The 24,687-nt window shown below is 62.8% G+C and carries 25 protein-coding genes; 11 read left to right on the top strand and 14 right to left on the bottom strand.

What is annotated here, in order from left to right; translation table 11 throughout:
* Positions 1 to 13: 13 nt before the first annotated feature.
* Genes EWV37_RS06155 through EWV37_RS06145 form a run of 3 tightly spaced genes read right to left on the bottom strand, consistent with a single transcriptional unit; the run spans position 14 to position 3,251 of the window.
* On the bottom strand, positions 14 to 898 hold the full coding sequence (locus EWV37_RS06155) for a carbohydrate ABC transporter permease (protein ID WP_016995848.1): 885 nt from the start codon (positions 896 to 898) through the stop codon (positions 14 to 16).
* Complete coding sequence (locus tag EWV37_RS06150) at positions 898 to 1,839, bottom strand: carbohydrate ABC transporter permease (protein WP_095796837.1); 942 nt, start codon at positions 1,837 to 1,839, stop codon at positions 898 to 900. The genes EWV37_RS06155 and EWV37_RS06150 overlap by 1 nt, the downstream gene beginning before the upstream one ends.
* A 5-nt stretch (positions 1,840 to 1,844) precedes the next feature.
* The gene (locus EWV37_RS06145; RefSeq protein ID WP_095796838.1) at positions 1,845 to 3,251 is read right to left on the bottom strand and encodes an ABC transporter substrate-binding protein; all 1,407 of its coding nucleotides are present in this window, start codon (positions 3,249 to 3,251) and stop codon (positions 1,845 to 1,847) included.
* Between the two features lie 150 nt (positions 3,252 to 3,401).
* Here EWV37_RS06145 and EWV37_RS06140 point away from each other — a divergent pair, with 150 nt between their 5' ends.
* Both EWV37_RS06140 and xylB read left to right on the top strand, forming a co-directional pair.
* Positions 3,402 to 4,364, top strand: coding sequence for a sugar-binding transcriptional regulator (locus EWV37_RS06140; protein WP_095796839.1), 963 nt, complete (start codon positions 3,402 to 3,404; stop codon positions 4,362 to 4,364).
* A 28-nt stretch (positions 4,365 to 4,392) separates the two neighbouring features.
* On the top strand, positions 4,393 to 5,811 hold the full coding sequence (gene xylB / locus EWV37_RS06135) for a xylulokinase (RefSeq protein ID WP_129700464.1): 1,419 nt from the start codon (positions 4,393 to 4,395) through the stop codon (positions 5,809 to 5,811).
* A 25-nt stretch (positions 5,812 to 5,836) separates the two neighbouring features.
* Here the strand turns inward: xylB and EWV37_RS06130 are convergent, their stop codons facing one another.
* The 3 genes from EWV37_RS06130 to EWV37_RS06120 all read right to left on the bottom strand — a co-directional run bounded on the left by EWV37_RS06130 (position 5,837) and on the right by EWV37_RS06120 (position 8,560).
* A complete protein-coding gene (locus EWV37_RS06130; protein ID WP_129700462.1) occupies positions 5,837 to 7,369 on the bottom strand; it encodes a mannitol dehydrogenase family protein in 1,533 nt (510 codons plus the stop codon).
* A gap of 115 nt (positions 7,370 to 7,484) precedes the next feature.
* Complete coding sequence (locus EWV37_RS06125; protein WP_129700460.1) at positions 7,485 to 7,952, bottom strand: NUDIX hydrolase; 468 nt, start codon at positions 7,950 to 7,952, stop codon at positions 7,485 to 7,487.
* A 68-nt stretch (positions 7,953 to 8,020) separates the two neighbouring features.
* Positions 8,021 to 8,560, bottom strand: a complete 540-nt coding sequence (locus EWV37_RS06120) for a prepilin peptidase (RefSeq protein ID WP_238663094.1) — start codon at positions 8,558 to 8,560, stop codon at positions 8,021 to 8,023.
* 78 nt (positions 8,561 to 8,638) lie between these two features.
* On the opposite strand from EWV37_RS06120, the gene EWV37_RS06115 reads away from it, so the two are divergent.
* Together EWV37_RS06115 and EWV37_RS06110 are read left to right on the top strand one after the other, a co-directional pair.
* Positions 8,639 to 9,409: a hypothetical protein gene (locus EWV37_RS06115; RefSeq protein ID WP_129700458.1), complete on the top strand. Its 771-nt coding sequence runs from the start codon at positions 8,639 to 8,641 to the stop codon at positions 9,407 to 9,409.
* Positions 9,410 to 9,650: 241 nt separating this feature from the next.
* Entirely contained in the window at positions 9,651 to 9,992 is a 342-nt protein-coding gene (locus EWV37_RS06110; protein WP_095796844.1) for a VOC family protein, read from the top strand.
* Between the two features lie 150 nt (positions 9,993 to 10,142).
* On the opposite strand, the gene EWV37_RS06105 is transcribed toward EWV37_RS06110, so the two are convergent.
* Positions 10,143 to 10,706, bottom strand: coding sequence for a CGNR zinc finger domain-containing protein (locus tag EWV37_RS06105; RefSeq protein WP_202976190.1), 564 nt, complete (start codon positions 10,704 to 10,706; stop codon positions 10,143 to 10,145).
* A 102-nt stretch (positions 10,707 to 10,808) separates the two neighbouring features.
* Here EWV37_RS06105 and EWV37_RS06100 point away from each other — a divergent pair, with 102 nt between their 5' ends.
* The 3 genes from EWV37_RS06100 to EWV37_RS06090 are packed head-to-tail and all read left to right on the top strand — an operon-like array spanning position 10,809 to position 14,179.
* Positions 10,809 to 11,732 carry a hypothetical protein gene (locus EWV37_RS06100; RefSeq protein WP_095796845.1) on the top strand — a complete coding sequence of 308 codons (924 nt, stop codon included), beginning with the start codon at positions 10,809 to 10,811 and terminating at the stop codon, positions 11,730 to 11,732.
* 25 nt (positions 11,733 to 11,757) lie between these two features.
* Positions 11,758 to 12,960 (top strand): epoxide hydrolase family protein, encoded by a 1,203-nt coding sequence (locus EWV37_RS06095; protein ID WP_129700456.1) that lies wholly within the window; start codon positions 11,758 to 11,760, stop codon positions 12,958 to 12,960.
* Complete coding sequence (locus EWV37_RS06090) at positions 12,851 to 14,179, top strand: MFS transporter (protein WP_238663093.1); 1,329 nt, start codon at positions 12,851 to 12,853, stop codon at positions 14,177 to 14,179. Before EWV37_RS06095 ends, EWV37_RS06090 begins: the two co-directional genes overlap by 110 nt.
* A 185-nt stretch (positions 14,180 to 14,364) precedes the next feature.
* On the opposite strand, the gene EWV37_RS06085 is transcribed toward EWV37_RS06090, so the two are convergent.
* The 3 genes from EWV37_RS06085 to EWV37_RS06075 all read right to left on the bottom strand — a co-directional run bounded on the left by EWV37_RS06085 (position 14,365) and on the right by EWV37_RS06075 (position 17,394).
* Positions 14,365 to 14,562: a hypothetical protein gene (locus tag EWV37_RS06085; RefSeq protein ID WP_129700454.1), complete on the bottom strand. Its 198-nt coding sequence runs from the start codon at positions 14,560 to 14,562 to the stop codon at positions 14,365 to 14,367.
* Positions 14,563 to 15,162: 600 nt separating this feature from the next.
* Positions 15,163 to 16,509 carry a PhoH family protein gene (locus EWV37_RS06080; RefSeq protein WP_095796848.1) on the bottom strand — a complete coding sequence of 449 codons (1,347 nt, stop codon included), beginning with the start codon at positions 16,507 to 16,509 and terminating at the stop codon, positions 15,163 to 15,165.
* Positions 16,510 to 16,632: 123 nt separating this feature from the next.
* Positions 16,633 to 17,394 carry an isoprenyl transferase gene (locus EWV37_RS06075; protein ID WP_095796849.1) on the bottom strand — a complete coding sequence of 254 codons (762 nt, stop codon included), beginning with the start codon at positions 17,392 to 17,394 and terminating at the stop codon, positions 16,633 to 16,635.
* A 144-nt stretch (positions 17,395 to 17,538) separates the two neighbouring features.
* Here EWV37_RS06075 and trhA point away from each other — a divergent pair, with 144 nt between their 5' ends.
* The gene (gene trhA, locus EWV37_RS06070) at positions 17,539 to 18,252 is read left to right on the top strand and encodes a PAQR family membrane homeostasis protein TrhA (protein ID WP_129700452.1); all 714 of its coding nucleotides are present in this window, start codon (positions 17,539 to 17,541) and stop codon (positions 18,250 to 18,252) included.
* A 35-nt stretch (positions 18,253 to 18,287) separates the two neighbouring features.
* Here the strand turns inward: trhA and EWV37_RS06065 are convergent, their stop codons facing one another.
* From EWV37_RS06065 to mca, 3 genes are all read right to left on the bottom strand, one after another.
* Positions 18,288 to 20,342, bottom strand: a complete 2,055-nt coding sequence (locus EWV37_RS06065; protein WP_129700450.1) for a thioredoxin domain-containing protein — start codon at positions 20,340 to 20,342, stop codon at positions 18,288 to 18,290.
* Positions 20,343 to 20,464: 122 nt separating this feature from the next.
* Entirely contained in the window at positions 20,465 to 20,827 is a 363-nt protein-coding gene (locus tag EWV37_RS06060) for a hypothetical protein (protein WP_238663095.1), read from the bottom strand.
* 12 nt (positions 20,828 to 20,839) lie between these two features.
* The gene (gene mca, locus EWV37_RS06055; RefSeq protein WP_129700446.1) at positions 20,840 to 21,766 is read right to left on the bottom strand and encodes a mycothiol conjugate amidase Mca; all 927 of its coding nucleotides are present in this window, start codon (positions 21,764 to 21,766) and stop codon (positions 20,840 to 20,842) included.
* A gap of 142 nt (positions 21,767 to 21,908) precedes the next feature.
* Here mca and EWV37_RS06050 point away from each other — a divergent pair, with 142 nt between their 5' ends.
* From EWV37_RS06050 to EWV37_RS06040, 3 genes are all read left to right on the top strand, one after another.
* Positions 21,909 to 22,370 carry a DUF4307 domain-containing protein gene (locus tag EWV37_RS06050; RefSeq protein ID WP_129700444.1) on the top strand — a complete coding sequence of 154 codons (462 nt, stop codon included), beginning with the start codon at positions 21,909 to 21,911 and terminating at the stop codon, positions 22,368 to 22,370.
* A gap of 188 nt (positions 22,371 to 22,558) precedes the next feature.
* On the top strand, positions 22,559 to 23,056 hold the full coding sequence (gene greA / locus EWV37_RS06045; protein ID WP_095796855.1) for a transcription elongation factor GreA: 498 nt from the start codon (positions 22,559 to 22,561) through the stop codon (positions 23,054 to 23,056).
* Positions 23,057 to 23,152: 96 nt separating this feature from the next.
* A complete protein-coding gene (locus tag EWV37_RS06040; RefSeq protein WP_095796856.1) occupies positions 23,153 to 23,368 on the top strand; it encodes a hypothetical protein in 216 nt (71 codons plus the stop codon).
* Positions 23,369 to 23,379: 11 nt separating this feature from the next.
* Here the strand turns inward: EWV37_RS06040 and ilvA are convergent, their stop codons facing one another.
* Complete coding sequence (gene ilvA / locus EWV37_RS06035) at positions 23,380 to 24,612, bottom strand: threonine ammonia-lyase (RefSeq protein WP_129700490.1); 1,233 nt, start codon at positions 24,610 to 24,612, stop codon at positions 23,380 to 23,382.
* Positions 24,613 to 24,687 lie beyond the last annotated feature (75 nt).

The following is a 24,687-nucleotide window of genomic DNA, read 5'->3' as shown; positions in this document are numbered from 1 at the left end:
CGATGGGCGTTGTCTACTTGATGGCGCCCATCGACAGGCCGCGCACCAGCTGCTTCTGCGCGATCCAACCAGCGAGCACCACGGGCAGTGAAGCCAGCACGCTGGCGGCCGAGAGACGTGCCAAGTAGAGACCCTCACTGGTCATGGTGGACACCAGCATGATGGGCACCGTGGCTGCATCCGCGGCCGTGAGGTTGAGTGCGAAGAAGAACTCGTTCCACGCGAAAATCACGCAGATCAGAGCCGTGGACGCGATGCCCGGAGCCACCATGGGAATCAGCACCACGCGCATGGTGGTCATCAACGACGCACCGTCCATCTGGGCGGCCTCGAGCACCTCACGCGGAACCTCTTGGAAGAACGAGCGCATCATCCACACCGCGAGCGGCAGGTTCATGGCCGTGTAGAGGAACACCAGGGTCCAGATGTTGTCCAGCACCTTGAGCTTGCCGGCCACCACGTAGATCGGCATGATCACGGCGACCACGGGCAGCATCTTGGTGGAGATGAAGAAGAACAGCACGTCCTTGGTCTTCTCCACGGGCCGAATACTCACCGCGTAGGCCGCGGGAATGGCCAACAGGATCACGAGGATTGTGGACACGACCGTGGCGATCACCGAGTTCCACAGGTACCCGCCCGCCCCGGCCTCGAACACGGCCTTGTACTGGTCCAGTGTGGGAGTGAAGAAGAATTTGGGAGGGTTGGAGGCGGCGTCGGCCTCTTGTTTGAACGAGGTGAGCACCATCCACAGGACGGGCATGAAGAACCCGAGGGCCAGCAGCCACGTGAACAAGGTGAGCGCCGCGGAGCCCGCGCCGCCTCCTTTGCGCTTGCGACGGACGGGCGGCTCCGAGGTTTCGGCGGAGGGCGTCTGTGTTTGAACGGTGGTGCTCATCAGTTCTGCTCCGTGCTCATGAAGCCCTTGAAAATCAATCGCAGGGCGAAGTTGGCAATGATGATCGTGGCGATGACAACCACCACGCCCATGGCTGCGGCCTGACCGATGTCAAAGCCCAGGAAGGCGCGCTGGTAGATGTAGTAGGGCAAGTTGGCGCTACTGGTACCGGGGCCGCCGGCGGTCATCAAGTAGATCTGGTCGAACGTGTTGACCACGTAGATGGCACCCAACAGCACCGACAGTTCGATGTAGCGGCGCAGGTGCGGCAGCGTGATGAAGAAGAACGTCTGCAGGGATGACGCACCGTCCATCTGCGCAGCCTCCAGAACATCCTTGGGCTGGGACTGGAGCCCCGCCAGGATCAGCAGCATCATGAACGGCGTCCACTGCCACACCAGGGCGATCAAAATGGAGACCACGGGGTGGGAGGACGTCCAGTCCACGGCCGGGATTCCGAAGATTCCTAGGAACCAGTTCACCAGGCCGAAGGTCGGGTTGAACATGGACACCGACCACAGTGTGGATGCCGCCACCGGCATGATCAGGAACGGCGTGATCAGCAGGGTGCGCACCACGCCGCGGCCCAGGAACTTGCGGTCCAGCAACAGGGCGAACAGGATGCCGAGCACCATGGCGATCAACACGCATCCGAGCGTATAGATCACCGAGTTCATCGCGACTTGCCGGAACGTGCGGTCGGCGAAGATCTCGATGTAGTTGCTCAGCCCGACGAACACGTCCGAAGCCGGGTTCAACAGGTTCCAGGAACGCAGCGAGTACCAAATGGTGATCAGGAACGGAATCTGCGTGGCAACGATCGTGAAGATCAGGGCCGGCAGGAGCGGGAGGCGCCGCTGCCACGCGTCACTGCGACGCGGTGCTTGAGCGCGGGATTTGCGCGGGCGGCCAGTACGGGCAGCCCCGGTTGACGTAGACATGGCGGTTACTGGCCTTCCTCACGCTGATAGGTGCGAGCCACCTGTTCTGCATAGGCCTGGGACTGCTCCAGGGCCTCATCGACGGTGATCTGACCGGCCACGGCCGCCGAGATCTGCTGGCCCACGCGGGTGCCCAAATCCTGGAATTCGGGAATGGCCACGAACTGAAGTCCTTCGTACGGGACCGGGTGAGTCATGGAAGATTCCTGCGACGCACCGTCCATGGCATCCAGGGTGGGCTGCGCGTACGCCTGCGAGATCTCGCGGTACTCCGGCACCTCGTAGGTCGAGTAGCGCGACCCCGGTGGCACGCGCTCCCAACCGAAGCGCTCACCCACGAGCTTGATGTACTCCTTGTTGGTCATCCAGGACACGAAGTCCCACGCGGCGTCCTTGTGATCGGAAGTGCTGGGGATGGCCAGCGACCAGCTGTAGAGCCAGCCTGCATCCTCGGTGTCCATGACGGGTGCCGGTGCGTAGCCGTTCTTCCCCGCCACGGTGGAGGACGCGGGATCCTCGATCGAGGAGACCATGGCCGTGGCGTCGTACCACATGGCCGCATTGCCCTGGCTGTAGCGGGTGATGCAGTCGCCGTAGCCGGAGGTGGCCGCGCCGGGCTGACCGTGCTCGCGCACCAGGTTCACGTATTCGTTGACGGCCTGCTTGGTCTCGGGCGAGGTAAGGGTCGGATTCCAATCCTCGTCGAACCAGCCGCCGCCGTAGGTGTTCATCACGGTGCTCAGCGGTGCCATGACCTCGCCCCAGCCGGCCAGGCCACGCAGGCAGATACCGGAAACGCCGTTGTCCGGGTCATCCAGTTTGGCCGCCAGCTCATTGATCTCCGGCCAGGTGGGGTTCTCCGGCATGGTCACGCCGGCCTTCTCGAACATTTCCTCGTTATAGACCAGGAATGAGGACTCGCCGTAGAAGGGCACCGAGTACATGTCGTCCTCGTAGCTCAACGCATTACGGATCGAGCCGATGAAATCCTGATCGTCATAGCCCTCGGTCTTGTCGATGTAGGGCTGGAGGTTCTCGATCCAGCCGTTCTCGGCCCAGATCGGCGTCTCGTAATTGGAGATCATGACCACGTCGAATTCACCACCACCGGTGGCCACCGAAGCGGTGATCTTGGCGCGGGCCTCGTTCTCGGGCAGGGACACGAATTTCACGTTCACGTCCGGGTGGGCCTTGGCGAACTCGTCCTGTAGTTCCATGGCGTCCTGCATTTGCGGGTTGGACACGATGGCCACGACGATCTCGTCCTTGGTTTCGTCCGCGGATGCGGCGCAACCGGTCATTGCAAAACCCGTGACGAGAGCGAGTAACAATGCTTGCCACCACGCTCCTCGCCGCACTGCGGTGCGATGACGGCCCCTGACACGATCCGGAGCAGCTGTGCTGTTACGCATGATGTTCCTTGTCATCGGTGTTCTGATGTCGGAAGAGCGCAGCTAGCGTCAGCTACTCTCAAGTGAGAATCTATGGATTCACATCTGAGATGTGATGCTAGTCATATAGACTCAGATGATCAAGAGCCGACCCCTCAGATGCGGTGAATAATGTCCATACCCGATCCATGGCCTCCCAGTGATCAACCGGAGCGCCAAAAACTCTTAGCCCAACTTGCGCAGCTGTACTTCGTGGACGGCGCATCCAAGGTGGCCATCGGCAAACAAACGAACCTGTCCCGGTTCCAGGTGGCCGCCCTCATCCAGGAGGCGCAGGACACCGGAATCGTCCGCATCGAGATCACCATCCCGGATAACGACCAGGATGCCCAGCTAGCTCACGCATTGGGCATCGAGAAAGTCGTCACCGTGGGAACGGGGCCGTGGTCCGCGGACCGCCACACCCTCGCCCGAGAGACGGCCCGGGTGTTCATGGATCAGGTCAACCCGGAAGACGTGCTGGGCATTTCGTGGTCGCGCACCCTCCAACTCGTGACCCGTGAACTTCCTCCACTCCCCCACAATCAGGTGATTCAGTTGGCCGGGGCACTCAGCAACGAAGACAGCCAGGCAGCTCCCCGGCTCCTGGCCGACCTGACCTGCCAGTCCGCGTGGCCCCTGTGGGCACCGCTCATTGTGGAGAACGCCCCCGCGCTCATGAAGAGCCCAGAAATTGCGCAGACCCTGGATCGCGCGAACAGCCTCGACGTGGCCTTGATCGCGATCGGTAGTTGGTCTCCGGAGCTGTCCACCGTCTGGAACAGGGTGAACCCGGAGGTCGCGGAGCAGGCCCGCGCCTCGGGCGCCGTCGCCGAAATCTCGGGCCACCTACTGGCCACGGATGGCACGCCGGTCGACTCACCGGTCGAGTCCATGGTGGTCGCGGCCTCGGTGGAGCAGATCAGAAACGCGCGCACCACGGTGGCCGCCGCCTTCGACGCCGGTCGGGCACCGGCCGTACATGCCGCCGCGAGGGCGGGGCTCATCAATGTCCTTGTGTGCGACGAGCCGTTGCGCCACGCACTGGCCGCACTCGTCGACCACCCCGAACCCACCCCGGCCAGCGCCGGCTGACCCCTCGACGTCCGAAAGGTAAAAGCGTATGCCCGCAACGGTGGTGGGGATCGACTCCTCAACACAGTCCTGCAAAGTAGTGGTCGCGGAACTGGAGAGCGGAGAGGTGCTTTCGACCGCCACGGCGCCCCATCCGGACGGCACGAGTGTCGATCCACGGGTGTGGCTGGAAGCCCTGAGGAACGCGTGGCGAGCGGCGGGCGTGCCCGAGCGCAGCGACGTCGTGGGCGTATCCGTGGCCGGGCAACAACACGGCATGGTGGCCGTGGACGCCCAGGGTGAGCCCGTGCATGACGCACTGCTGTGGAACGACGTGCGCAACGCTCCACAGGCTGCCCGCATGGTGACCGATCACGGGTTGGATTGGTGGATGGAAGCCGTGAACATGGCGCCGATCAGTTCCATGACCCTGGCCAAGCTCGCGTGGCTGCGGGAGAACGAACCCGAGGCCGCAGCCCGCGTGCACCGGGTCATGCTGCCCCACGATTGGCTCACGCTGCATCTGTGCGGGGAATTCGTCACGGACCGCTCGGACGCTTCCGGCACCGGCTATTTCAACGCCACGGACAACCGGTACCGCCCCGAGCTGCTCGAGGAGTATTTCGGCGCGGTTCCGGAACTGCCGCGGGTGCTCGAGGCTCACGAGACCGCAGGGTCGTTGAGTTCCAAGTGGGGCGGGTCCGGCGAGACTCCCGCCGTGGTCGGCGCAGGCGCCGGTGATAATGCTGCCGCGGCACTTGGCCTGAACCTCGAACCGGGCGAGGTCACCATTTCCGTGGGCACCTCGGGCACGGTCTTCGCCTGCAGCGCCGAGCCCACGATCGATCGCTCCGGCGTCACCGCGGGATTCGCGGATGCCACGGGCCAGCACCTTCCGCTGCTCTGCACCATCAATGCCGCGCGCGTCATGACCACCACGGCCGAGACCTTGGGTGCGGATTTGGACGAATTTACGCGGCTGGCTTCCAGCGGCCCCAGTGATGCCGGCGGGCTCACGATGCTCCCCTATTTCGACGGCGAGCGCACGCCTAACCTGCCCGAGGCCACTGGCCGCCTGGACGGACTCACCCGGGCGTCATTCACGCGTGAGAACTTGGCGCGTTCCGCCGTCCTGGCCGTGGCGAATTCCCTGGCGGACTGCCTGGATATCCTGCGCGACATCCACGTGGATGTGGAGCGCGTGCTTCTGATCGGCGGCGGCGCCAAGTCGGACGCGCTGCGCAGTGTCCTTCCGGACACCCTGGGCCTGGCAGTGAGCGTTCCACGTTCCTGGGAGTACGTGGCGCTGGGCGCCGCGCGCCAAGCCGCGTGGGTTGCGACCGGACAGCAACCCGAATGGCCCCGCGTGATCTACAGCGAGTTGGAGCCCACCGGCGACGCGGGTATCGGCGAGTTCCGCGAGCGCTATGGTGCCTTGCGGCGCCGCTACGAGGAGCAGTTGAGGTAACGACGCCGCTCGGAGACTCCGCGGGTCAGGCGAGGGTTCCGTTGACCGCGGCTTGGATCGTGGCTCGGGCTCCTTGGCCGCGGAAGCTTCGCAGTGCCGCGAGATACGGTTCGGTGAACTCAGGGTGTTCCACCAGGTCGCCGAAGAGTTCTGAATCGCGGATGAACGCGAGTTCGTCATCATCGTGTTGGGCGGCAGCAATCATGACGCGGTCCTTGCGTTGATCGACCACGTCGATCGGCTGGCCGTCCTCGTCAGTTCCTTCCGCGTAACGCGCCCACGAGGCCACGATGGTGGCGGAGAGCGTGACATCTCCCCCGGTTGCCAGGTTCTCTTTGATGACCGGGACCAGCCACTTGGGAATCCGGTCCGAGGACTCGGCGCACAATCGTGCCAGGGTGTCCCGGACGTTGGGGTTCGCGAACCGTTCGATCAGCTGTCGCTTGTAGGCGTGGAGGTCCACTCCCTCGACGGGCTGCAGGGTGGGTGTGGCCTCTCGGTCCATGTAGGCCAGCAAGTAGTCGATGAACAGCGGATCCTGGCACACCTCGTGCGCGTAGCGGTAACCGGCAAGGTAGCCGGGGTAGCACAGGGCCTGGTGACTCGCGTTGAGCAGGCGAAGCTTCATGAGTTCGTAGGGCACCACGTCCGGCACGACCTGCACACCGACGTCCTCGAACGGCGGCCGTCCGGACACGAAGGAATCTTCCAGCGCCCACTGCGTGAAGGGTTCGCACACGACCGGCCAGGCGTCCTCGACGCCGAACTCCTGCGTGACGAGTTCGCGGTCTGCGTCCGTGGTGACCGGGGTGATGCGGTCGACCATGGAGTTGGGGAACGGCACGGTGTCCTGGATCCACTGCGCCAGCGCAGGGTCACGCAATCGTGCGTAGGCGGTAAATTGCTCGCGCGCCATGTCCCCGTTGCCCTGAATGTTGTCGCAGGACATCACGGTGAAAGGTTCGATCCCCGCGACCTTGCGCTGCGCGAGTGCCTCCACAACCAGCCCGAAGACGGTGGCAGGAGGTTCCGCCGACAAACCTTTCTCCGTCGCTTGGGCTTGCTCAAGATCGTGCACCACAGCGGGGTTGGTCTCATCAAATCGACCCGTGGCCTGATTGAAGTTGTAGCCGCCCTCGGTGATGGTCAGCGAGACAATGCGGGTGCTGGGCGCGGTCAGCAGGTCCATGGCCCGTTCGGGCTGGGCCGGGGCCAGAACGTAGTCAACAATGGAGCCGATCACTCGGGGTTCAAGAGTGCCGTCCGGGTGCTTGAGGACCAGTGTGTAGAGGTGATCCTGTTCCTCCATGACCTCCTGCATCCGAGCATCTCCGGGCAGCACACCCATGCCGGCGATGCCCCAGTCGAGGGCCTCTCCCTGGTTCATCAATTGATCCAGGTACATGGCCTGATGCGCTCGGTGGAAGCCACCCACACCAAAGTGCACGATCCCCACCGTGACGTTGGAACGGTCATAAGCGGGCACCGGAATGTCCAGCGCATCCAGGTTCGAACGTTTGAGAGGGCGGGCCTGTCCCGCGGCATGGTCAGAACTCACGAGATCCTCCAGAGGGGTGCATCCAACCGCAGCAGGGAGAGCTGGGTCACACTCGGAGAATATCAGATGAGCAAAGCCTGCGTCTCATATGAGATCGAGGAATGTAATGGGATTTTCAGCGCACGAAGTCGGTGGTCCCCGAGAATTCCTGTGCCGCCCGCAACCGTTCCAACTGATGTTCGGGAATGGGCGGCAGATCGTCTAAGTCATACCAACCGACGATCAAGGATTCGTCGTCCGCGACCCGCGCTTCGCCACTCACGTAACGGCAAAGGAAGGTGTGGTCCAGGAACTGGCATATGTCCCCGTTAGGGAACCGCACGACGTCGTAGGCCTTGACCCGCACGAGCGCTTCGACCTGGACGTCCACTCCGGTTTCTTCGAGGCATTCGCGCCGGGCGGCAACGCCCGGATCCTCTCCCGGTTCGACGATGCCCGTGATCAGACCCCAGTTACCGTTGTCGGATCGCTGACCGAGCAGCACCTTGCCCTCGTGGATGACCACTGCGGTGCAACCGGGCAGCCACAACAGGTCGTGACCGATCTTCTTGCGCAATTCCACGATGAATTCCGGTGTGGCCACGGGGCAGTCCTCCTGTGTTGGATCCTGAGTTGGGTCGGCATGCTGAGGTTCTTGTCTACCGGAGCTGGCTACACGAACGCCAAGACTCCCAAACTGCCGACCAGCATGAAGGGACCGAAAGCGACGCGCGAGGTCATGTCGATTTTGTGCATAGCCAAGAGCGCTGCAGAGAACAAACCCGCCAAGACAAAGGTCACCGCAATGGCCATGAACGTATGACCCACGGACGCGAACCCCGTGGCGATCCCCAAAACTCCAGCCAGCCGAACATCCCCCAGTCCCATGCCTGCCGGGTAGACGAGGCGCAGCAGAACGAAGAGACCGCCCATGATCATGAGGCCCCACAGCATCCACCACCAACGAACGGGCTCACCAGCGAGAATCGCGGAGACCCCCAGCAATACGGTGACGGCGGGATAGAGCGGCCAGACCACTTTGCGTGGCAGTCGGTGGTACCGGATGTCGGTCGCGGCTAACCACACTCCGGTGCATGCAAGAACCAGGACCCCCAGGGCACAAGTCGCCGCGGCCAGCCACCCGGAAGCGTTGGCCGCTTGAAGCTGTTCCCCCACGAATACCCCGACACTCGCCGTCATTGGCTGCATCATGATCTCCATCCTAGGCACGCCCGCGCCGAGCACCACGCAACTCAGGGGATGTGCAGTACGAGTTCCTAGACTGGGGGCATGAGCGCACCGTGGGATTCCCGCCCCGCCCGAGTGACCGTACCGGCCAATCAGTTCGCTGCGCTGTGCCGATCGTCCCCGTGGCGGTGGGACACGCTGCAGTTCTCGTTGTACTGGATGGAACGCGACGATCAGCCAGCAGCCCTTCCGGTTCGCGCGTGGCTCAGACGCCCGACGGATCTGCGCGTCGAGACGTTGCAGGGCAAGCTGCTCTATACGGCGACGTCGCTCGAGAAGTCCCGCGACGATTTCTACGTTGCCGCCACCCCCAAGTCCTGGCTGCTACCGCCCGCGCTCGTAACCCCGGTCTACACCGACGAAGGCCTGGTTTGGCGCCGCCCCGAGGCCGCCTACGGTGATCCCATGTTCGGAGGTGGCCGTTGGCAAGCGGTCCTCGATCCGGTCGAATGCGTGGGCCCCGCGCCCATTCCCAACAATTTGCCCGAACAGCGACCGTCCAATCTCACGGACATGGTGGAAGGTCGCTTCGCGAACCGGAAGGTGTGGCTCGCGACCGTCAATCCGCGAACGCGCTACCGCCCCTTCACTCCGGAGCATCCCCTGGCGCCCGGCCCCACGCGCATCGCCGTGGATACGGCAACCGGCGTGTGTGTGTATTCCAAGGTGCTCGACGGTCCCTTTGCTGGCCAGGGGCACAAGTTGGGTATCGAGGCCGTGGACGACTACCTACTGGACGACCTCTTCACGGACATGGACTTCAACCTGACGGACGTCTCGGACCACGTGCCGTGGCCGATTCCGTTGGGCTGATTGGTCATAACGACTGGCCAGCGCGTGACTGGCATCGCCTGATCCAGCCACCCCGGCGGCAAGTTCAACGGGCAGTAAACCAACACCCTCGCCCCGTTCGAAGACCCCTTCTCCAAGACGCCAGCAATCTCTGACCCTTCCTCCGCCAGGTTGCGCGCAAAAATACCTAACCATCTATTGACTTACACTAGTTTGTCAAACTAGCGTAATGGTTACACAAGTTAGGTGGAGGGAAAAGAAAATGAGCATCAACATTGGCAACATCTGCGTAGACACCAATGACCTGGCGGGCAGCGCCACTTTTTGGCGGGCGGTCACCGGGTATCGAGTCGCGTCCTCGGACGAGGGAACTGCATACCTCGAGGATCCGAGCAAGGTGGGGGTTGGGCTATCACTGCAACTGGTACCCGAAACGCATTCAGGCAAGAACCGACTGCACCTTGACCTATTTACTGACGACATGGCCGGCGAGGTCATCCGGCTCCAAGGACTCGGAGCCACCGAGGTCATGCGTTTCGACAACGACGGCTGGGTTGTCCTGGCCGACCCCGACGGCAACCAGTTCTGCGTGGTCTCGGCATAACTATCGCCGTCGTCGCGGGATTCGAATGCACCAACTGGGGTCCCGCGATGTCATTAGTTGAGACGAACCAATTTGCCCGCAAGTCTCTGTGCCTGCACGGCCCAACGGGTTCTTTCACATCTCATTCATCGGGGCACCCTGACCTGATCTTCACTGGTTGCGGCTGTAAAAAGCTCGCCCCTTCGCGCGATTGCCACACAGTTCCATAGAGCACCAAGACCTCGAGCGATTGCGCGAGTGATCATAAAACGCCCGACGACAACTGGGTTCGCGACAGGCTTTGAGCCGTACCCAGGTTCCATCAGGGACCGCAGTCAACGCACCCACTAGCAAGGCCGCGAGGGCCGAATCGACATCCGACAAACCCGCCTGTGGAACTAGGCGAGGTGGGCTGGATCGGACATCCACTACGAGGGGGAGGTTCTCGGCGAGCTTGGCGAATTCATTCCGCGCAGACGGGTTCAAGCCATCCGGTCGAGGGCTGGCAACTGGCGCAGCATTGTTCTCGGCGATCACCGCTCGAAGACCTTCGCGCACCGCGCGAGCACGGGACAGCTCGGAGTCGTTGGCCGATATCGAAGAAGGTGCCAGGTCGCGACTGGTCAACCACTGCTCAAGTTCCTCGTGAGTAGCCAGGCCATCACCGTCCGCGCGCCGCGTATTAATGAACTCCTCGATCAACTGCAGCGGCAGGGGTGGCGTAGTTGTATTCATCTCCGCATTCTAACCAGCTACCGGCTATGAGCGGTAGTCGCTCTCAGAGAACGCACCTTCCAGAAAGAGTTCACCAAGAAAACCTCTTCAGCTCGCCTGCGCATGGTCGCGTTCAGCGCGGTGATCCTGGCGGTTCTCCCTTACGTGACTTTGAAGGTCATGTGGCTCATGGGCTCCACTCTGGGACTGACCCCCGGATTGGCAAGCAATCACATGCAAGACCCCCGCTTGGTAGTGGGGAACGCGATCACTATTGGCCTCGAAATCATCGCCCTCGGCCTAGCCGTGGCGCTGATCAAACCTTGGGGTCGGAGGGTGCCTGGATGGCTAGTGCTCTTGACTGCCGGGGGCGCCACGGGCCTGCTAGCTCCGGTACTTCTCGGGCTTCCGCCCGGACTGATCTTGCAGCTTTTGGTGGACGGCACCATGACCACCGGCGATGAAGGAGGTATGCGGCAGTGGGTCTTCATCGTTGTCTACTCCAGCTTCGGCCTCCTGGCCATGGCCTTGGCCTGCCTGTTCGCGATCTACGCAGGAGACCGGTGGCGCAGGTTGCTGTCCCACCAGCCTCAGCGACCGCCGTTACGACTTGTTCTGGCCTGTAGTCCCGGGATAGTCGTATTTGGCACTGCAATGATCTCGTGGGGAGTTACGGGACCTGGTGATACCGGCCCTCAGGGTCTAACGTCCATCGCTCAGCGCACACCATTGATCGCCACTGGCATCCTGGCTCTTCTCGGATGGGCAGTTCCACTATTGCCAAAGCTCATGTCGCTTCACCCCCGGGCCGCTTGGTTGGCCATGTGGACCGGTGTCGCTACAGCAGCTTTACAGGGCCCCGCTCACATCCTGCTGGCCCACGGCGGCATCGGTGAGCCGATCGTCACGACCCTCGCGATTATCGCAACGCTCAGCGCCAGCGTCTACGGCCTGTCGGTTCTCAGCCGCGCACACCCGGCCAGGGTTCTCCCCACAAATGACACCGCGGGCCAGACGTCTTCCACGGCGGCACCCGCCATAGGGTGACGGCCCACTCATACAAAGGAACGCCATGATTGCCACGACCAACCCACTTTCCATCTTCGACGGGTACGAATCACCGAAACCATTCCGCATCCACGTCGCTCAGGCCGACTTAGACGACCTGCACGAACGACTCGCACGAACTCGATGGCCGCACAGCATTCCCGATTTCGAGGACGCCACCGACTTCAGTCGTGGAGTACCACTGGGCTACTGGCAGGATCTCGCCGAATACTGGCGTGGAGATTTCGATTGGAGAGCGCAGGAGCGTGCACTCAATGCTCACGAGCAGTTCACCATGGATGTTGACGGCCAGACTTTTCACGTGCTCCACGCCCGCTCACTCGTGCCCGGGGCCAAACCATTACTTTTGAACCATGGGTGGCCGGCTTCCTTCGTGGAGTACACCCGGATCATCAACTCACTAGTCGACCCCTGCGCCCATGGCGGTGACGAAGCTGATGCTTTTCACGTTGTGATCCCGTCACCGCCCGGTTTCGGCTTTTCTACCCCACTCGTCAGTACGGGGTGGGAAGTGGCACGAACAAGTAGTGCCTACGCAGAAATCCTGACGCGGCTGGGGTACGAGAGGTTCGCCACCCACGGCACCGACACCGGCGCCGGCGTTTCGCTGCGATTAGGCGCGACTCTCCCCGAACGCGTGATCGGCGTGCACGTTGGAAGTGACGGGCGCGCCCTGGCCATGGTGGGTAACAAGTATCCCTATCCCGATGACTTCAGCCCTGAGGATATCGCCGAGGTCGAGCGAGTGCGCCGGTCCGACGCTGGCGAGCGCGGTTACTTCGAGGTCCAAAACCATCACCCGGCCACCATTGGTGCAGCGCTCACCGACTCGCCCGTCGGGCAACTTGCCTGGATCGTGGAGAAGTTCCAGACCTGGACCGGTGGGCCGCACAGTACCCCTGACGAGGTTGTCGACCGCGACCAGTTGCTGACTAATGTGAGCCTCTACTGGTTTACAAGGGCAGGAGCTTCGAGCGCTCAGTTCTACTACGAGGCAGAACACTCACAGCTCGACTGGCTAGCTCCCACGGGTGTGCCGACCGGATGGGCGGTTTTCGACACTCACCCGTTGATGCGCCGCGCCATGGATCCTTGGAATGCAGTCGATCATTGGAGCGAGTTCGCTCTGGGTGGCCACTTTCCGGCCATGGAACAACCCGACCTACTGGTCGGTGATCTCCGTGCCTTCTTCCGAGGTCGCACCTGATCTTCAACCGGGGTACCTTGGGGACATCACTTCCGGCGATGTTCGGATCCGCGGCTTCCTTCTGCTATTCATGTCGTTCGCTGCAGCTCTGGGGACATCGGCCATTTACCCCATGCAACCGGCAATCGCGGATGTTGCGGATTCGTTGAGCACCTCGATCACCTTGGTAGGCGTAGGGCTTGCTTTCGGTCCGGTTGGCTACTTGGTCGGGATCGTTCTGTTGGTACCTCTGGTCGACAGATACTCGCCCAACCGCGTCCTTGCTGGCCAATTCTTCGTCCTCGCGATCTCACTGGCCGCCACCGCAATCATGAATGGCGTCGTGACCTTAGCCCTGGCGATGGCCGCTGTGGGGATCTGTTCCGCAGTGGGCGCAAGTCTCAGTTCATTGACCGCACGACTAGGTTCATCTCGACGTAGTGCGACGAGTCTTGGAATCGTAACCGCCGGAATCTCCGCGGGAGTCCTGTCGGGTCGAATCCTCGGTGGGTTCTTGGCGGATGAGATCGGGTGGCGGGCGATGGTGTTGGTCTTCGCCACCGCCTGCCTCATCGTCGCCGGGTGTAGCCTCCGGATTCTGCCGGGGGCAACCGGCACGAATAAGCGCGACTACTTCTCGACACTGCGTTTGCTCCCTAGCCTCGTCGTCCAGAACTCCACACTGCGGGCCGCGGCAATCAGGGGTGCGTTGTGGTTCTTTGCCTTCTCCGCAGTGTGGGCAGGCCTTGCTGTCGCGCTCTCAGAGGCCCCGTATAGTTATTCCTCCGAACGCATCGGTCTTTATGCGGTAGCAGGATTGTCTGGAATTCTTGTAACCCCAATTGCCGGCCTTCTAACCGATCGAATCGGTGCGCACCACGTGATAGTTGTCAGCTTGGTCCTTGCGGGAATCGCAGCAGTTGTCGCCGGTTTGAATCTCGTCAACACTCCATTGACGCTGCTATGCCTTGCAGTCTTCGACGCAGGGTTGTTCGCAGCTCAGGTAGCGAATCAAAATACGGTTCTCGCGATCGATCGTTCGAGTCCGGCGAGATTCAACAGCGCGTACATGGTGATCTATTTCATTGGAGGAGGCGCCGGGACCGCCTTCGGCGCAGCAGCGGTCGACTGGATGGGCTGGCCCACCACGGCCATGATGACCGCGATTGCGATCGGAGCCGCGCTGGTACTCACGTTGTTGAACAACCGACCAGTTGCCCCGGTTGTTGGAACAAACTGACGTACCTTCACGCAGCCCCTATAAACCGCAACTCTCTGAGACTTGAACTCACCGCGGCAACAGCCCGCCAATTCCGGCAACCAGGAAGACTGCTCCCCCGAGGAGCATGAACGGCGAATAGCGTCGCACAAGCTCCATCGCATCATCCTCCGTGGCACCCTGGCCAGTGCTCGAAAAGTAGCGGGCTACTGATCGATTAATCTCGAGATTGCTGCGGTAGATAAAAACATGACGAAGTACAGAGCAGCGAAGGCGAGCATGAACCACACTGCCATGGAGGAGTCGTCGCGCCACCCCTCATCCGTGACAATAAATGCCACAATACCTACCGCGACTGCTGCAAAGAACAAAAACGTTGACAGGATGAGAAGCTTCGCGCTCACCTGCGCCCCTCCTTCAATCAGGATGACCTAGACAAATAGACTAACTATTCCAACCAATATGCACGCTGCAGATACGACGTATAATATTTTCTTAGTTTGATGGACACTAAATTGCACAACCCTAGGTGCGCGTCGCTGTACCCCCAGCACGGCGGGGTAGTACTTCATTTGATTATTCCAGAATTCATTGGACTTCATTACTGAAGCACTTATTAAGGCTAGTAGCCACCTGAGAGCATCACGAAGGTAAAATCATTAGCTTCTGACGGGTTGAGAAAGATCCAAATTATCAACACAACTAACGCAATGCCCATAAAGAGTCCCGCGATTACCTTCGTGCGCTTCGTCAATGACCCCTCCTTCTCATCATTGATAACTGTCATAAAACCCCGGTGATGAACGTCAGAGTACGCCTGACTTTCACCAGTGACTAGCATCACATTCAAGAATCTTTCACTCGTCAGAACAGACATATGAGTCGGTAGACCAGAACGACAAGCAACTACTGTCCTGCATGAGCACCCACACAACGGACCACCGCCCGGTGACCTGGGCAAACAAGGCCACCGAGCGGCGTCGGCGTCGAAAGTAGCGAGCGAACTACACGTCCGAACGCTCCAGAACGTCGGTGACGAGCGCGGCGATCGGCGAGCGCTCGGAACGGTTCAGGCTCATATGACCGAACAGCGGCTGGCCCTTGAGCGCCTCGACCACGGCGATGATGCCATCGTGGCGACCCACGCGAAGATTGTCACGCTGAGCGACATCGTGCGTAAGGACCACCTTGGAATTCTGCCCGATCCGGGACAGCGCGGTGAGGAGCACGTTGCGTTCCAGGGACTGTGCCTCGTCCACGATCACGAACGCGTCGTGCAGAGACCGGCCACGGATGTGGGTCAACGGCAGCACCTCGAGCATGCCGCGGGCCACGACCTCCTCGACGACCGTGGTCGAGACGACCGAGGAGAGCGTGTCGAAGACCGCCTGGCCCCACGGGTTCATCTTCTCTTCCTCGGTGCCCGGCAGGTAGCCCAGGTCCTGGCCGCCCACGGCGTAGAGCGGGCGGAACACCATGATCTTGCGGTGCTCACGGCGCTCCAACACCGTCTCCAGGCCGGCACACAAGGCCAGAGCGGACTTTCCGGTACCGGCGCGGCCGCCCATGGACACGATGCCCACCTCGGGATCCAGGAGCAGGTCGATCGCGAGTCGCTGCTCGGCAGAACGGCCGTGCAGTCCGAACACATCCCGATCGGCGCGCACCAGGCGGGTGCTGCCGTCATCGTGCAGCCGGCCCAGTGCATGGCCCTTGGACGAGTGCAGAACCAGCCCCGTGTTCGTGGGCATCCCGGCAGTCTGTTCCAAGTGCACCTGGGATTCGGCGTAGAGCTGCTCGAGTTCATCATCTGTGACATTGAGGGTTGCCGTGCCGCTGTATTCGTCATCGGTGCCCACCCACTCGGCACGGTACTCATCCGCCTCGAGCCCCAGCGCGGAAGCCTTCACACGCATCGGCAGGTCCTTGGACACCACGCATACGTCGTGGCCCTCTTGTGCCAGGTTCTTGGCCACGGACAGAATCCGCGAGTCGTTGTCCTTGAGCCGGAAGCTCTGCGGCAGGACGGTGTCCGCCACATGGTTGAGTTCCACGACCAGGCAACCACCACTGGTACCCAACGGAATGGGGTGGTCCAGTCCCCCGTGCTCCACGCGCAGATCGTCCAACAGCCGCAGAGCCTTGCGAGCGAAGAACCCCAGTTCGGGATCGTGGCGCTTGGCCTCGAGCTCAGAGATGACCACCACCGGCAGCACGACACGGTGCTCGGCGAAACGGAGGATGGCGCGGGGATCGGACAACAAGACAGACGTATCAATCACGTAGGACCGTACCGTTTCGGCCGTGGCCGGGGTGGACGGTGCAACTACGGATTCGGTGCTGACGGTCATGGAAACCTTCCGACGTTGGGCTCAACCGGTTGCTGAGGGGTTACCGGTTGCTTTCAACGTAGGGACTCCAAGGATGCGCAAGTCACACTCGCGGTGAACGGGGCGTGAATTCGGGCTGGGGACTCAGTTGCCGAAGCGCCGCTGACGGGTCGCATAGTTGCGCAGCGCGCGCAGAAAGTCCACGCGGCGGAAGTCCGGCCACAGGGCCTCGCAGAAGTAGAACTCGCTGTAGGCAGACTGCCACATCAGGAACCCGGAGAGCCGTTGCTCACCGGAGGTGCGGATCAGCAGGTCCGGATCCGGTTGGCCCCGGGTGTACAGGCGCGCGGAAATGTCGTCCACGGAGAGGGTCTCGGCGAGCGCCTCTACCGAATCCCCGCGGTCGCGGGTGTCGCGGATGACTTCGCGAACGGCGTCGACAATTTCTTGCCGCCCGCCGTAGCCCACCGCAATGTTCAAGTGGGGTCCGGGAATGTTCGCGGTCGATTCCGCAATGCACTCGACCTGGTCCCGTAGCCGAGGGGGCAGAGAATCTAACGCTCCGACCGGTTGTATCCGGCACAGCGCCTCGTCCTGCAACTGAGTCACGAGCCCCGAAATGATTTCGATCAGAGCGGTGAGCTCTTCCTGGGGCCGCTTCAGGTTCTCAGTCGAAAGGATGTACAAGGTGACCACGTCAATGTTGAGATCCGCACACCAGCGCAAGAACTCCACGATCTTCTGGGCACCAGCTTTGTGACCGTCAGCGGTTGAGGCACCGAACTGGCGAGCCCACCGGCGGTTGCCATCCACCAGGACACCCACGTGATGCGGCAGGGTGTCCTCTTTCAGGCTGCTGGCCAGGCGCGACTCGTACAGCGAGTACAGCGGACGAGGCAGTTTCACCGTAGAGATCCTCCCCTGTTTCGACTGGGCCAACACACAACCATGCCCTCTAAACTACCCGTATGGGCAGCCGCCGGTGGTCAAGCGAATCCCCAAACACACCCGTGTTCGCTCCGGCTGGCAGCGGAGAAAGTGACTGGTGATATGACGCGCGGCAACAGTACCCGCACCGGGTCCACGGTGCACCGGGCCACGGAGAGCCTGAGTGCGGCGGCGGAGCGAATCATCGAGAAGAAGCCCGCGTGGCGCGGTTGGATCCACGCCGGATTCGCCCCGGTAGCGCTGGCTCTCGGCCTGATCTCGGTGTTCCTGGCACCCACCACGGATTTGCGCATTGCGTGCGTGGTGTACTCGATCACCGCCGTGATGCTCTTTGGCACCTCTGCCGTGTACCACCGCTTCTACTGGGGCCCCCGCATGAACGCGGTGCTGCGCCGGCTGGACCACTCCAACATCGCCTTGGTCATCGCGGGCACCTACACCCCCCTGGCCGTTGCGTTATTGTCCCCGAGCGCGGCCCAGGTGTTGCTGATCATCATCTGGTCCCTGGGTGCGGCCCTGGTGATCTTCCGCGTCTTCTGGATGCACGCCCCGCGCTGGCTCTACACCCCGCTCTACATCATCATGGGTTGCCTGTCGCTGGTGTATCTCCCGGCGTATTTTGCCGCGAACGTCCCGGCCACCCTCCTGGTGATCGCCGGCGGCGTCTTCTACATCGGTGGGGCCGTCTGCTACGCGCTCAAACGCCCGCACTTGCTGCCCACGGTCTTCAGTTTCCACGAGGTGTTCCACGCCTGCACGATCCTGGGCTTTGGCTGTCACTACATCGCGATCATGCTGGCCATGTTCATGGGCTAACGCGCCCTTCCTCATCAACACGCCCGACGACGCCGCTACGCCCGGTCCAGGAGCTCACCCACCTTCTCCGGCGAGCGCACCGGCAGTTCGCACTGACCGTTGCGACACAGCCACACCGCGAACTCATCGCTTGATGCTTCGGGTACACCGTAGGGTGCGTGGCCCTCGCCCAGCACCAGGACGTCCGTGACACGACGTTCACCGGCGCTGGCCTGAACCTGCTCCCAGTCCGCGTTGCTCGCGTGCACCACCTCGAGCAGCGCGGGCGGCTGGGCACGCAGCAACCACGCGTGCAGGGTGCCCCCGGCCGCGGTCGCCGCACGAGTGGCCAACCCCTGGGCCGGTTTCACCAGCAGATCCACCAGCTCGTCGCTCGAGCGCCCGGCGACTTTGGGCTGGCCGAGCAGCACGAGCCACCGGGCCAGACACGACTGGGCCGACGCCGCGACGTCGTCGAACGGGTCCGCCTGGCCCGTGGCACCCGCGGCGACCAGAACGGCATCCGGTTCCGCCGAATCCATGGGGGTGTCCCCGCGCATGAACTTCTCGACCGTCGCCCGCGCCAACTCCAAGCTGCGGGCGTACCACTGCTCGAGTCCAGTGGCCCGATAGAGGGCCAGAAACGCCAAGCCCGCCCGCACATAATCCTCGAGCTGTCCATCGTGTGGATCCACGGTTCCTTGGCGGGACGTGCGCGCCAAGGTCGTGGTCTCCGCGTTCCAGTGCCGCGTCCAGACGAACTCAGCGGCCCATTCGGCGGTCTCCAACCACTCGGGGCGATCCAGCAGCACGGCAGCCTCAGCGAGCGCTTCGATGGTCATGCCGTTCCACGCGGTCACCACCTTGTCATCGCGTTCCGGAGGTGTGCGCTGCTCGCGTTGCTCCCACAGCTCTTCTCGCACGTTCTGATCCAGGATTCCCGTGACGGACCCGGATTCGCCCCAGCCGGCCACGGCTGGCTGCGGTTCGCCGACGTCGCCGCGAGAGAACGTGTAAAACGCACCTTCGCGCTCCGCTCCAGGAGTGACGGGGTCGCTGTCCGCGTCCAAGGAGGCGGCGATCGCGCCCTGTTCCGTGATCATCTCGCGGGCCAGCCAGGTCACGATGCCCTCGGCCGCGTTCCGGTACCTCGCGGCTCGAACGGGATCGGTGCCGCGCTTTTCGAGGTACCTGGCGGTGTGGGCCAGTACTCGTAGCAACTGGGCGTTGTCGTAGAGCATCTTCTCGTAATGCGGGAGTGACCAGTCGGGGGTCACCGAGTAGCGGAAGAATCCCCCGCCCACGTGATCGTGGAGCGCTCCGGTGACCATGGCGTCCAGAGTGGCCGTGAGCAGTTCGGCCGCGCGAGCGGATAAGTCACCATCGCGGGATGCCAGCAGCACCAGCGCTTCGAGCATCGGGGACGGTGGGAATTTGGGGCCGTTGCCGAAGCCCTCGTGCGTGGAATCGCGGGCCACCTCGAGTGCGTCCAACCACGGGCCAATCAGCTGCGATTCCTGGTGGGTGATGTCCCCTGAGGGATCCGGAGCATCGATCTGCACCGGCCCCGCCGTGTGCCGATCCGTTCCAAGCATGGAGGCGACCGCCTCCGGATGGCGTTGCAGCGCATCCGTGACCGATTGCGCGCCCTGAAGCACTTGCTCACGGCGTTCGGTCCACGCGTCATTCACCGCGTGGAGTACCTGTGTGAACGAGGGTCTGCCCTGCATGGGACGCGGCGGGTAATAGGTACCCGCATGAAAAGCCTGGCCTTCCGGCGTGAGGAACACGGTCATGGGCCAGCCACCCTGCTGAGTCAGCAGCTGGGTTGCGGACATGTACAGCGCATCGACATCGGGGCGTTGCTCGCGGTCCACCTTGATGGCCACAAAGTGCTCGTTGATGTACTCCCCCACGGCGGGGTCCTCGAAGGATTCATGCGCCATCACGTGACACCAGTGGCACGCGGCGTAGCCCACGGACAACAACACGGGCACGTCACGGGTGCGAGCCTCGGCGAAGGCAGCCGGCCCGAACTCCCACCAGTCCACGGGGTTCTGGGCGTGCTGCAGCAGATACGGGCTGGTGGAGTTGGCGAGCCTGTTGGTCATGACTCAACGATGTCACGAGCCCCTCACACGCATAAGGGGATCGGCCAGAAAAAAGGGGCCCGCCCGAGCCGAGAATCAAGTTCTCAGCATCGGAGCGGACCCCTTCTGGTCTGGTTCAGCGATCAGTCACGACGAGCGGAGCTTCCGCCGTTCTCCCCGCGGTCCGCATCCGGTGCCGTGCGAGGCTTGGGTGCGCGAGCGGCGGCGTCGGCGTCGGAATCTGCTGACGCAACCTGACCGTCGCGGCCGTGCGCGTACCCGCCCACGCCCTCTTCCGCGGCGCGCTGCTCGGCGTACTGGGCACGGTACCGCAACCGGCGATTGCGACGGTTGAAGTCAATGATCAGGAGAATCACCACGGCGACCAGGAAGAACGTCGCGATGAAGCCCGCGATCCCCGGCGAAACCTGGCTCGGTTCCAGACCGGGCTTGAGGTCACCCGCGGGATTTTCCGTGGCCGCTTGGAGCAGCACGGTGGTCAACATGTTCACGGCTGGTTACGCCTTTCGAGGGGAAGAAATCTGGGCGTCAGGATCGATACCGGCGAACAGGTCGGTCTCCGGAATGGAGGTCTCCACGCGCGAATCCGCCAGCGAGTAGTCCTCCCACGGCCAGACCTCGGCCTGCATGTCCGAGGACACGGCGAAGAACGGGCCGTCCGGGTCCACCTGCGTGCGGTGGCAGCGCAGGGCTGTGTCACGAGCGGAGAAGGTGTCCGGGCACTCGATCTTGGTGGTGGTTTCGTGGCGAGGCACCGGCGGACGGTGACCCTCGGGATCGGTCTCCTGCAATGCGGCAATGCGCTCGGCGTACGGGGACTGGAATCCGCGCTCCTCCAGCGCGTTGTGCAGCGCGATGAAGCGCTCCACGTTGAAGGCGCGGTCGTAGTAGACCTTGAGCGGGGTCCAGGGTTCGCCAGTGCCCGGGTAGGCGTCGGGATCGCCGGCCTTGCGGTAGGCCTCCATGGACACGTTATGCGTCTGGATGTGGTCCGGGTGCGGGTAGCCGCCATTCTCGTCATATGTGAGGATCACGTGCGGACGGAATTCGCGCACCAGCTGGACGAGCGGTGCCGCGGCGCGTTCGAGCGGCTGCAGGGCGAAGCAGCCCTCGGGCAGCGGAGGTAGCGGATCACCCTCGGGCAACCCGGAATCCGCGAACCCGATCCAGCGGTGCTCGATGTTCAGGGCCTCGGCCGCCTGAGCCATTTCCTCGCGGCGCAGACCCGGCAGGTCACGCTCGGCCCAGGGAACGCCCTCCATCTGCGCGTTCAGGATGGAGCCCTGCTCACCACCGGTGCACGTGGCCACCATGACGCGTGCACCCAGGCCCACGTAATGAGCCATGGTTGCCGCGCCCTTGCTGGACTCGTCATCCGGATGGGCGTGGATGGCCAAGAGCCGGAGTTTCGAATAATCCGTCACGGAACGGGAGCCTCCCGGGTGGGGTTCGGACAAAACACAATCCCCGGTATCTTACGCCCGTGCACCGGATAATGCTGTCGGCTCCGTCACCCGCACCACGCATTCTCAGGGGATCCCAACCCGTACTGGATACAGTGGTGTCATGAGTTCTTCCACCCCCGCGTCAGGATCCGCCTCGGGCGATGTCCTGGCGCAGCGTTATGGCTCCGGGCACCGGACGTTGTCTCCGCGCGGCCGCCGCGGCCCCTCCTTCCGGGGGTGGGTGGTCATTGCCGCAATCGCCACGTTGTTGTCTGCGCTGTTCGTGGTGTGGATCGTGCAGGGGCAATCCAGTGCACCGGTCGCCAAGGACGTCAGCTTCCAGGTGCAGGATGCCGGCAACACCTACGCGGACTTCGATCTCACCAAGGACCCGGACCAAACGGTCACGTGTGCGGTGCGCGCGCTCAACGAGCAGTACGCGATTGTCGGATGGAACGAAGTCACCATTGGTGAGGTGGCACCCGAAGAACTCAACGGCCGCACCAGCACTCACCGAGTGCCCGTGCGCACCACCAACGAGGCCAACTCGGTGGGCGTGGATTCCTGCTGGAAGGTCGACTGACACCCCTCCAGACGGGCGTCGCGGCTGAGTCGCTTTGAGACCAGCCCGTGGCCTCACTTACACTGGTGTACTAGAAACTTTGTACGATCCCCGACCCGGATGGGCAGCGAGCCACCACGGCTCACCACCGGGGCGGGGTTTTTCACACGTGCTCACCACCCCGGTGGGCACCCGAGAACGGAGATAGCGTGTCTACTAACGAGGGCGCCTGGCTGACCCAGGAAGCATACGATCGACTCAAGAAAGAGCTCGACCACCTTTCCGGGCCGTACCGCCAGGAAATCGTTGATCGTATCGAACAGGCCCGCTCCGAGGGTGACCTCAAGGAGAACGGCGGTTACCACGCTGCACGCGAAGAGCAGGGCAAGAATGAAGGTCGCATCAATCAGCTGACCCAGCTGCTCGAAAACGCCCAGGTGGGCGAGGCTCCCGCCGACGACGGCGTGATCGAAGCCGGCATGGTCGTCACCGCGGACATCGCCGGTGACGAGATGACCTTCCTGATGGGCTCCCGCGAGGTCGCTGAGGACCTCACCGGCGGCGAGGACATCGAGGTGTTCTCCGAGCGCTCCCCCATGGGCGCCGCCATCAGGGGCCACAAGGTGGGCGACGAGCTGACCTACAAGGCTCCCAACGGCAAGAACATCAAGGTCAAGATCCTGGACGCCAAGCCGTTCCACAACTGATCGTCACGTCATCATGACGCAGTGATTCGGGGCCGCTCTCAATGACTGAGGGCGGCCCCGGGTCGTTCCCCCGCATTTTCTATCCGAGGAGTATTCGTGGTTACCCATTGGAACCGCCAGCCCAATAAATGGACCGTGCCGCTGATCGCCCTGACCGCGCTGTTGGCCGTCTCGGCGATCGTCGTGCACTTCCTAGGTCAGTCCAACCCGGAGCTCAACACCACCGGCGGTCTGCGCAACATCCTGTGGTTCTCCACATTCGTTGCCGCGTTCATCACGTACTTCACCGCCCGGGGCCGACGTCGCCGCTGACGCACGGTTCGCTAGTGCACCACCACGGGCCGGAAACCCTGGGCCTCCAGGGCATCGATGACCTTGTCGCAGTGCGCGTGCCCCTTGGTCTCCATGTCGATGGTGATGGACACATCACCCATCGACAGTGAACCGCCGATGCGCGTGTGATCCACGCCGGTCACGTTGGCGTCCATGTCCGCGATGATGCGCGAGATCAAGGCCAGCTCGCCGGGGCGGTCGGTCAGCATCATCTTGATGGTCATGTAGCGCCCCGCCGCGGAGAGACCGCGTTGGATGACCTTGAGCATGAGCATGGGGTCGATGTTGCCCCCGGACAGCAGCACCACCGTGTTGCCCAGATCCCCGTAGGACTCCTTGAGCTTGCCCTCCAGGATGGCCGCCACGCCCACGGCACCGGCGGGTTCCACGACCATCTTGTTGCGTTCCAGCATGAAGATGAGCGCCTGCGCCAAGGAATCCTCGCTGACCGTGGTGACGTCGTCCGCGAGTTCTTTGATGATTTGGAACGGCAATTGTCCTGGGCGGCCCACGGCAATGCCGTCCGCAATGGTCGAGACCTTGTTGAGGGTCACGAGCGCGTCACCGGCCAACGAGGGCGGGTACGCCGCGGCGTTCTCCGCCTGCACGCCGATCAGGCGAATGTCCCGGCCCAGTTCCTCCGCCTTGGCCTTCACCGCCACGGACAGACCGGCCAACAAGCCACCGCCACCCACGCCGGCAATGATGGTGTCCACGTCCGGTACCTGATCCACGATCTCCAGCCCGAGTGTGCCCTGACCGGCGATGATGGCCGGGTGGTCGAAGGGGTGCACGAACACGGCACCGGTTCCCTCCGCGTACCGCTGCGCCTCGGCCAGTGCCTGGTCCACGGTGGTGCCGAACAACACGACCTCTGCCCCGTGGTCGCGAGTCGCGGCGACCTTGGGCAGCGCCGCCCCCAACGGCATGTAGATGCGCGCCTTGATACCCAGTTTGTTGGCCGCAAGCGCCACGCCCTGCGCGTGATTACCCGCCGACGCCGCCACGACACCGCTGGCCTTCTCGTCCTCCGAGAGCTCCGCCATACGAATGTAGGCACCGCGGATCTTGAACGAGCCTGCGCGCTGCAGGTTCTCGCACTTGATGTGAACCTCGGAACCGAGCAGACGGGACAGCGCCCGGGAGTGGGCCACGGGCGTTCGCTCAATCACGTCTTCCAACATGTGCGAGGCGTGTTCGATGTCCGCCGCAGTCACCGGCATTTCGTTGAGGCCCACTTCAAACTTCTTTCACTCTGCAACGTGCGCCGCCCGTGGGCGGTCACCGTGTCGGTCGGT

This window comes from Kocuria carniphila (assembly GCF_004136555.1).
In the GTDB taxonomy this organism is placed as follows: domain Bacteria; phylum Actinomycetota; class Actinomycetes; order Actinomycetales; family Micrococcaceae; genus Kocuria; species Kocuria carniphila.
The sequence above is the reverse complement of the archived record's forward strand: the minus strand, read 5'-3'. Positions and strand labels throughout refer to the sequence as shown.

What these genes read in the sequence shown, in the direction of transcription:
- EWV37_RS06145 (WP_095796838.1), bottom strand. Translation starts at nt 3,251, where the DNA reads ATGCGTAACAGCACAGCTGCTCCGGATCGTGTCAGGGGCCGTCATCGC.
- ilvA (WP_129700490.1), bottom strand. Translation starts at nt 24,612, where the DNA reads ATGCCGGTGACTGCGGCGGACATCGAACACGCCTCGCACATGTTGGAA.
- EWV37_RS06095 (WP_129700456.1), top strand. Translation starts at nt 11,758, where the DNA reads ATGATTGCCACGACCAACCCACTTTCCATCTTCGACGGGTACGAATCA.
- xylB (WP_129700464.1), top strand. Translation starts at nt 4,393, where the DNA reads ATGCCCGCAACGGTGGTGGGGATCGACTCCTCAACACAGTCCTGCAAA.
- EWV37_RS06100 (WP_095796845.1), top strand. Translation starts at nt 10,809, where the DNA reads ATGGTCGCGTTCAGCGCGGTGATCCTGGCGGTTCTCCCTTACGTGACT.
- EWV37_RS06110 (WP_095796844.1), top strand. Translation starts at nt 9,651, where the DNA reads ATGAGCATCAACATTGGCAACATCTGCGTAGACACCAATGACCTGGCG.
- EWV37_RS06140 (WP_095796839.1), top strand. Translation starts at nt 3,402, where the DNA reads ATGTCCATACCCGATCCATGGCCTCCCAGTGATCAACCGGAGCGCCAA.
- EWV37_RS06065 (WP_129700450.1), bottom strand. Translation starts at nt 20,342, where the DNA reads ATGACCAACAGGCTCGCCAACTCCACCAGCCCGTATCTGCTGCAGCAC.
- EWV37_RS06080 (WP_095796848.1), bottom strand. Translation starts at nt 16,509, where the DNA reads ATGACCGTCAGCACCGAATCCGTAGTTGCACCGTCCACCCCGGCCACG.
- EWV37_RS06105 (WP_202976190.1), bottom strand. Translation starts at nt 10,706, where the DNA reads ATGAATACAACTACGCCACCCCTGCCGCTGCAGTTGATCGAGGAGTTC.
- EWV37_RS06060 (WP_238663095.1), bottom strand. Translation starts at nt 20,827, where the DNA reads ATGTTGACCACCGTGCTGCTCCAAGCGGCCACGGAAAATCCCGCGGGT.
- EWV37_RS06050 (WP_129700444.1), top strand. Translation starts at nt 21,909, where the DNA reads ATGAGTTCTTCCACCCCCGCGTCAGGATCCGCCTCGGGCGATGTCCTG.
- EWV37_RS06155 (WP_016995848.1), bottom strand. Translation starts at nt 898, where the DNA reads ATGAGCACCACCGTTCAAACACAGACGCCCTCCGCCGAAACCTCGGAG.
- EWV37_RS06090 (WP_238663093.1), top strand. Translation starts at nt 12,851, where the DNA reads ATGCAGTCGATCATTGGAGCGAGTTCGCTCTGGGTGGCCACTTTCCGG.
- trhA (WP_129700452.1), top strand. Translation starts at nt 17,539, where the DNA reads ATGACGCGCGGCAACAGTACCCGCACCGGGTCCACGGTGCACCGGGCC.
- EWV37_RS06115 (WP_129700458.1), top strand. Translation starts at nt 8,639, where the DNA reads ATGAGCGCACCGTGGGATTCCCGCCCCGCCCGAGTGACCGTACCGGCC.
- EWV37_RS06120 (WP_238663094.1), bottom strand. Translation starts at nt 8,560, where the DNA reads ATGATGCAGCCAATGACGGCGAGTGTCGGGGTATTCGTGGGGGAACAG.
- EWV37_RS06150 (WP_095796837.1), bottom strand. Translation starts at nt 1,839, where the DNA reads ATGTCTACGTCAACCGGGGCTGCCCGTACTGGCCGCCCGCGCAAATCC.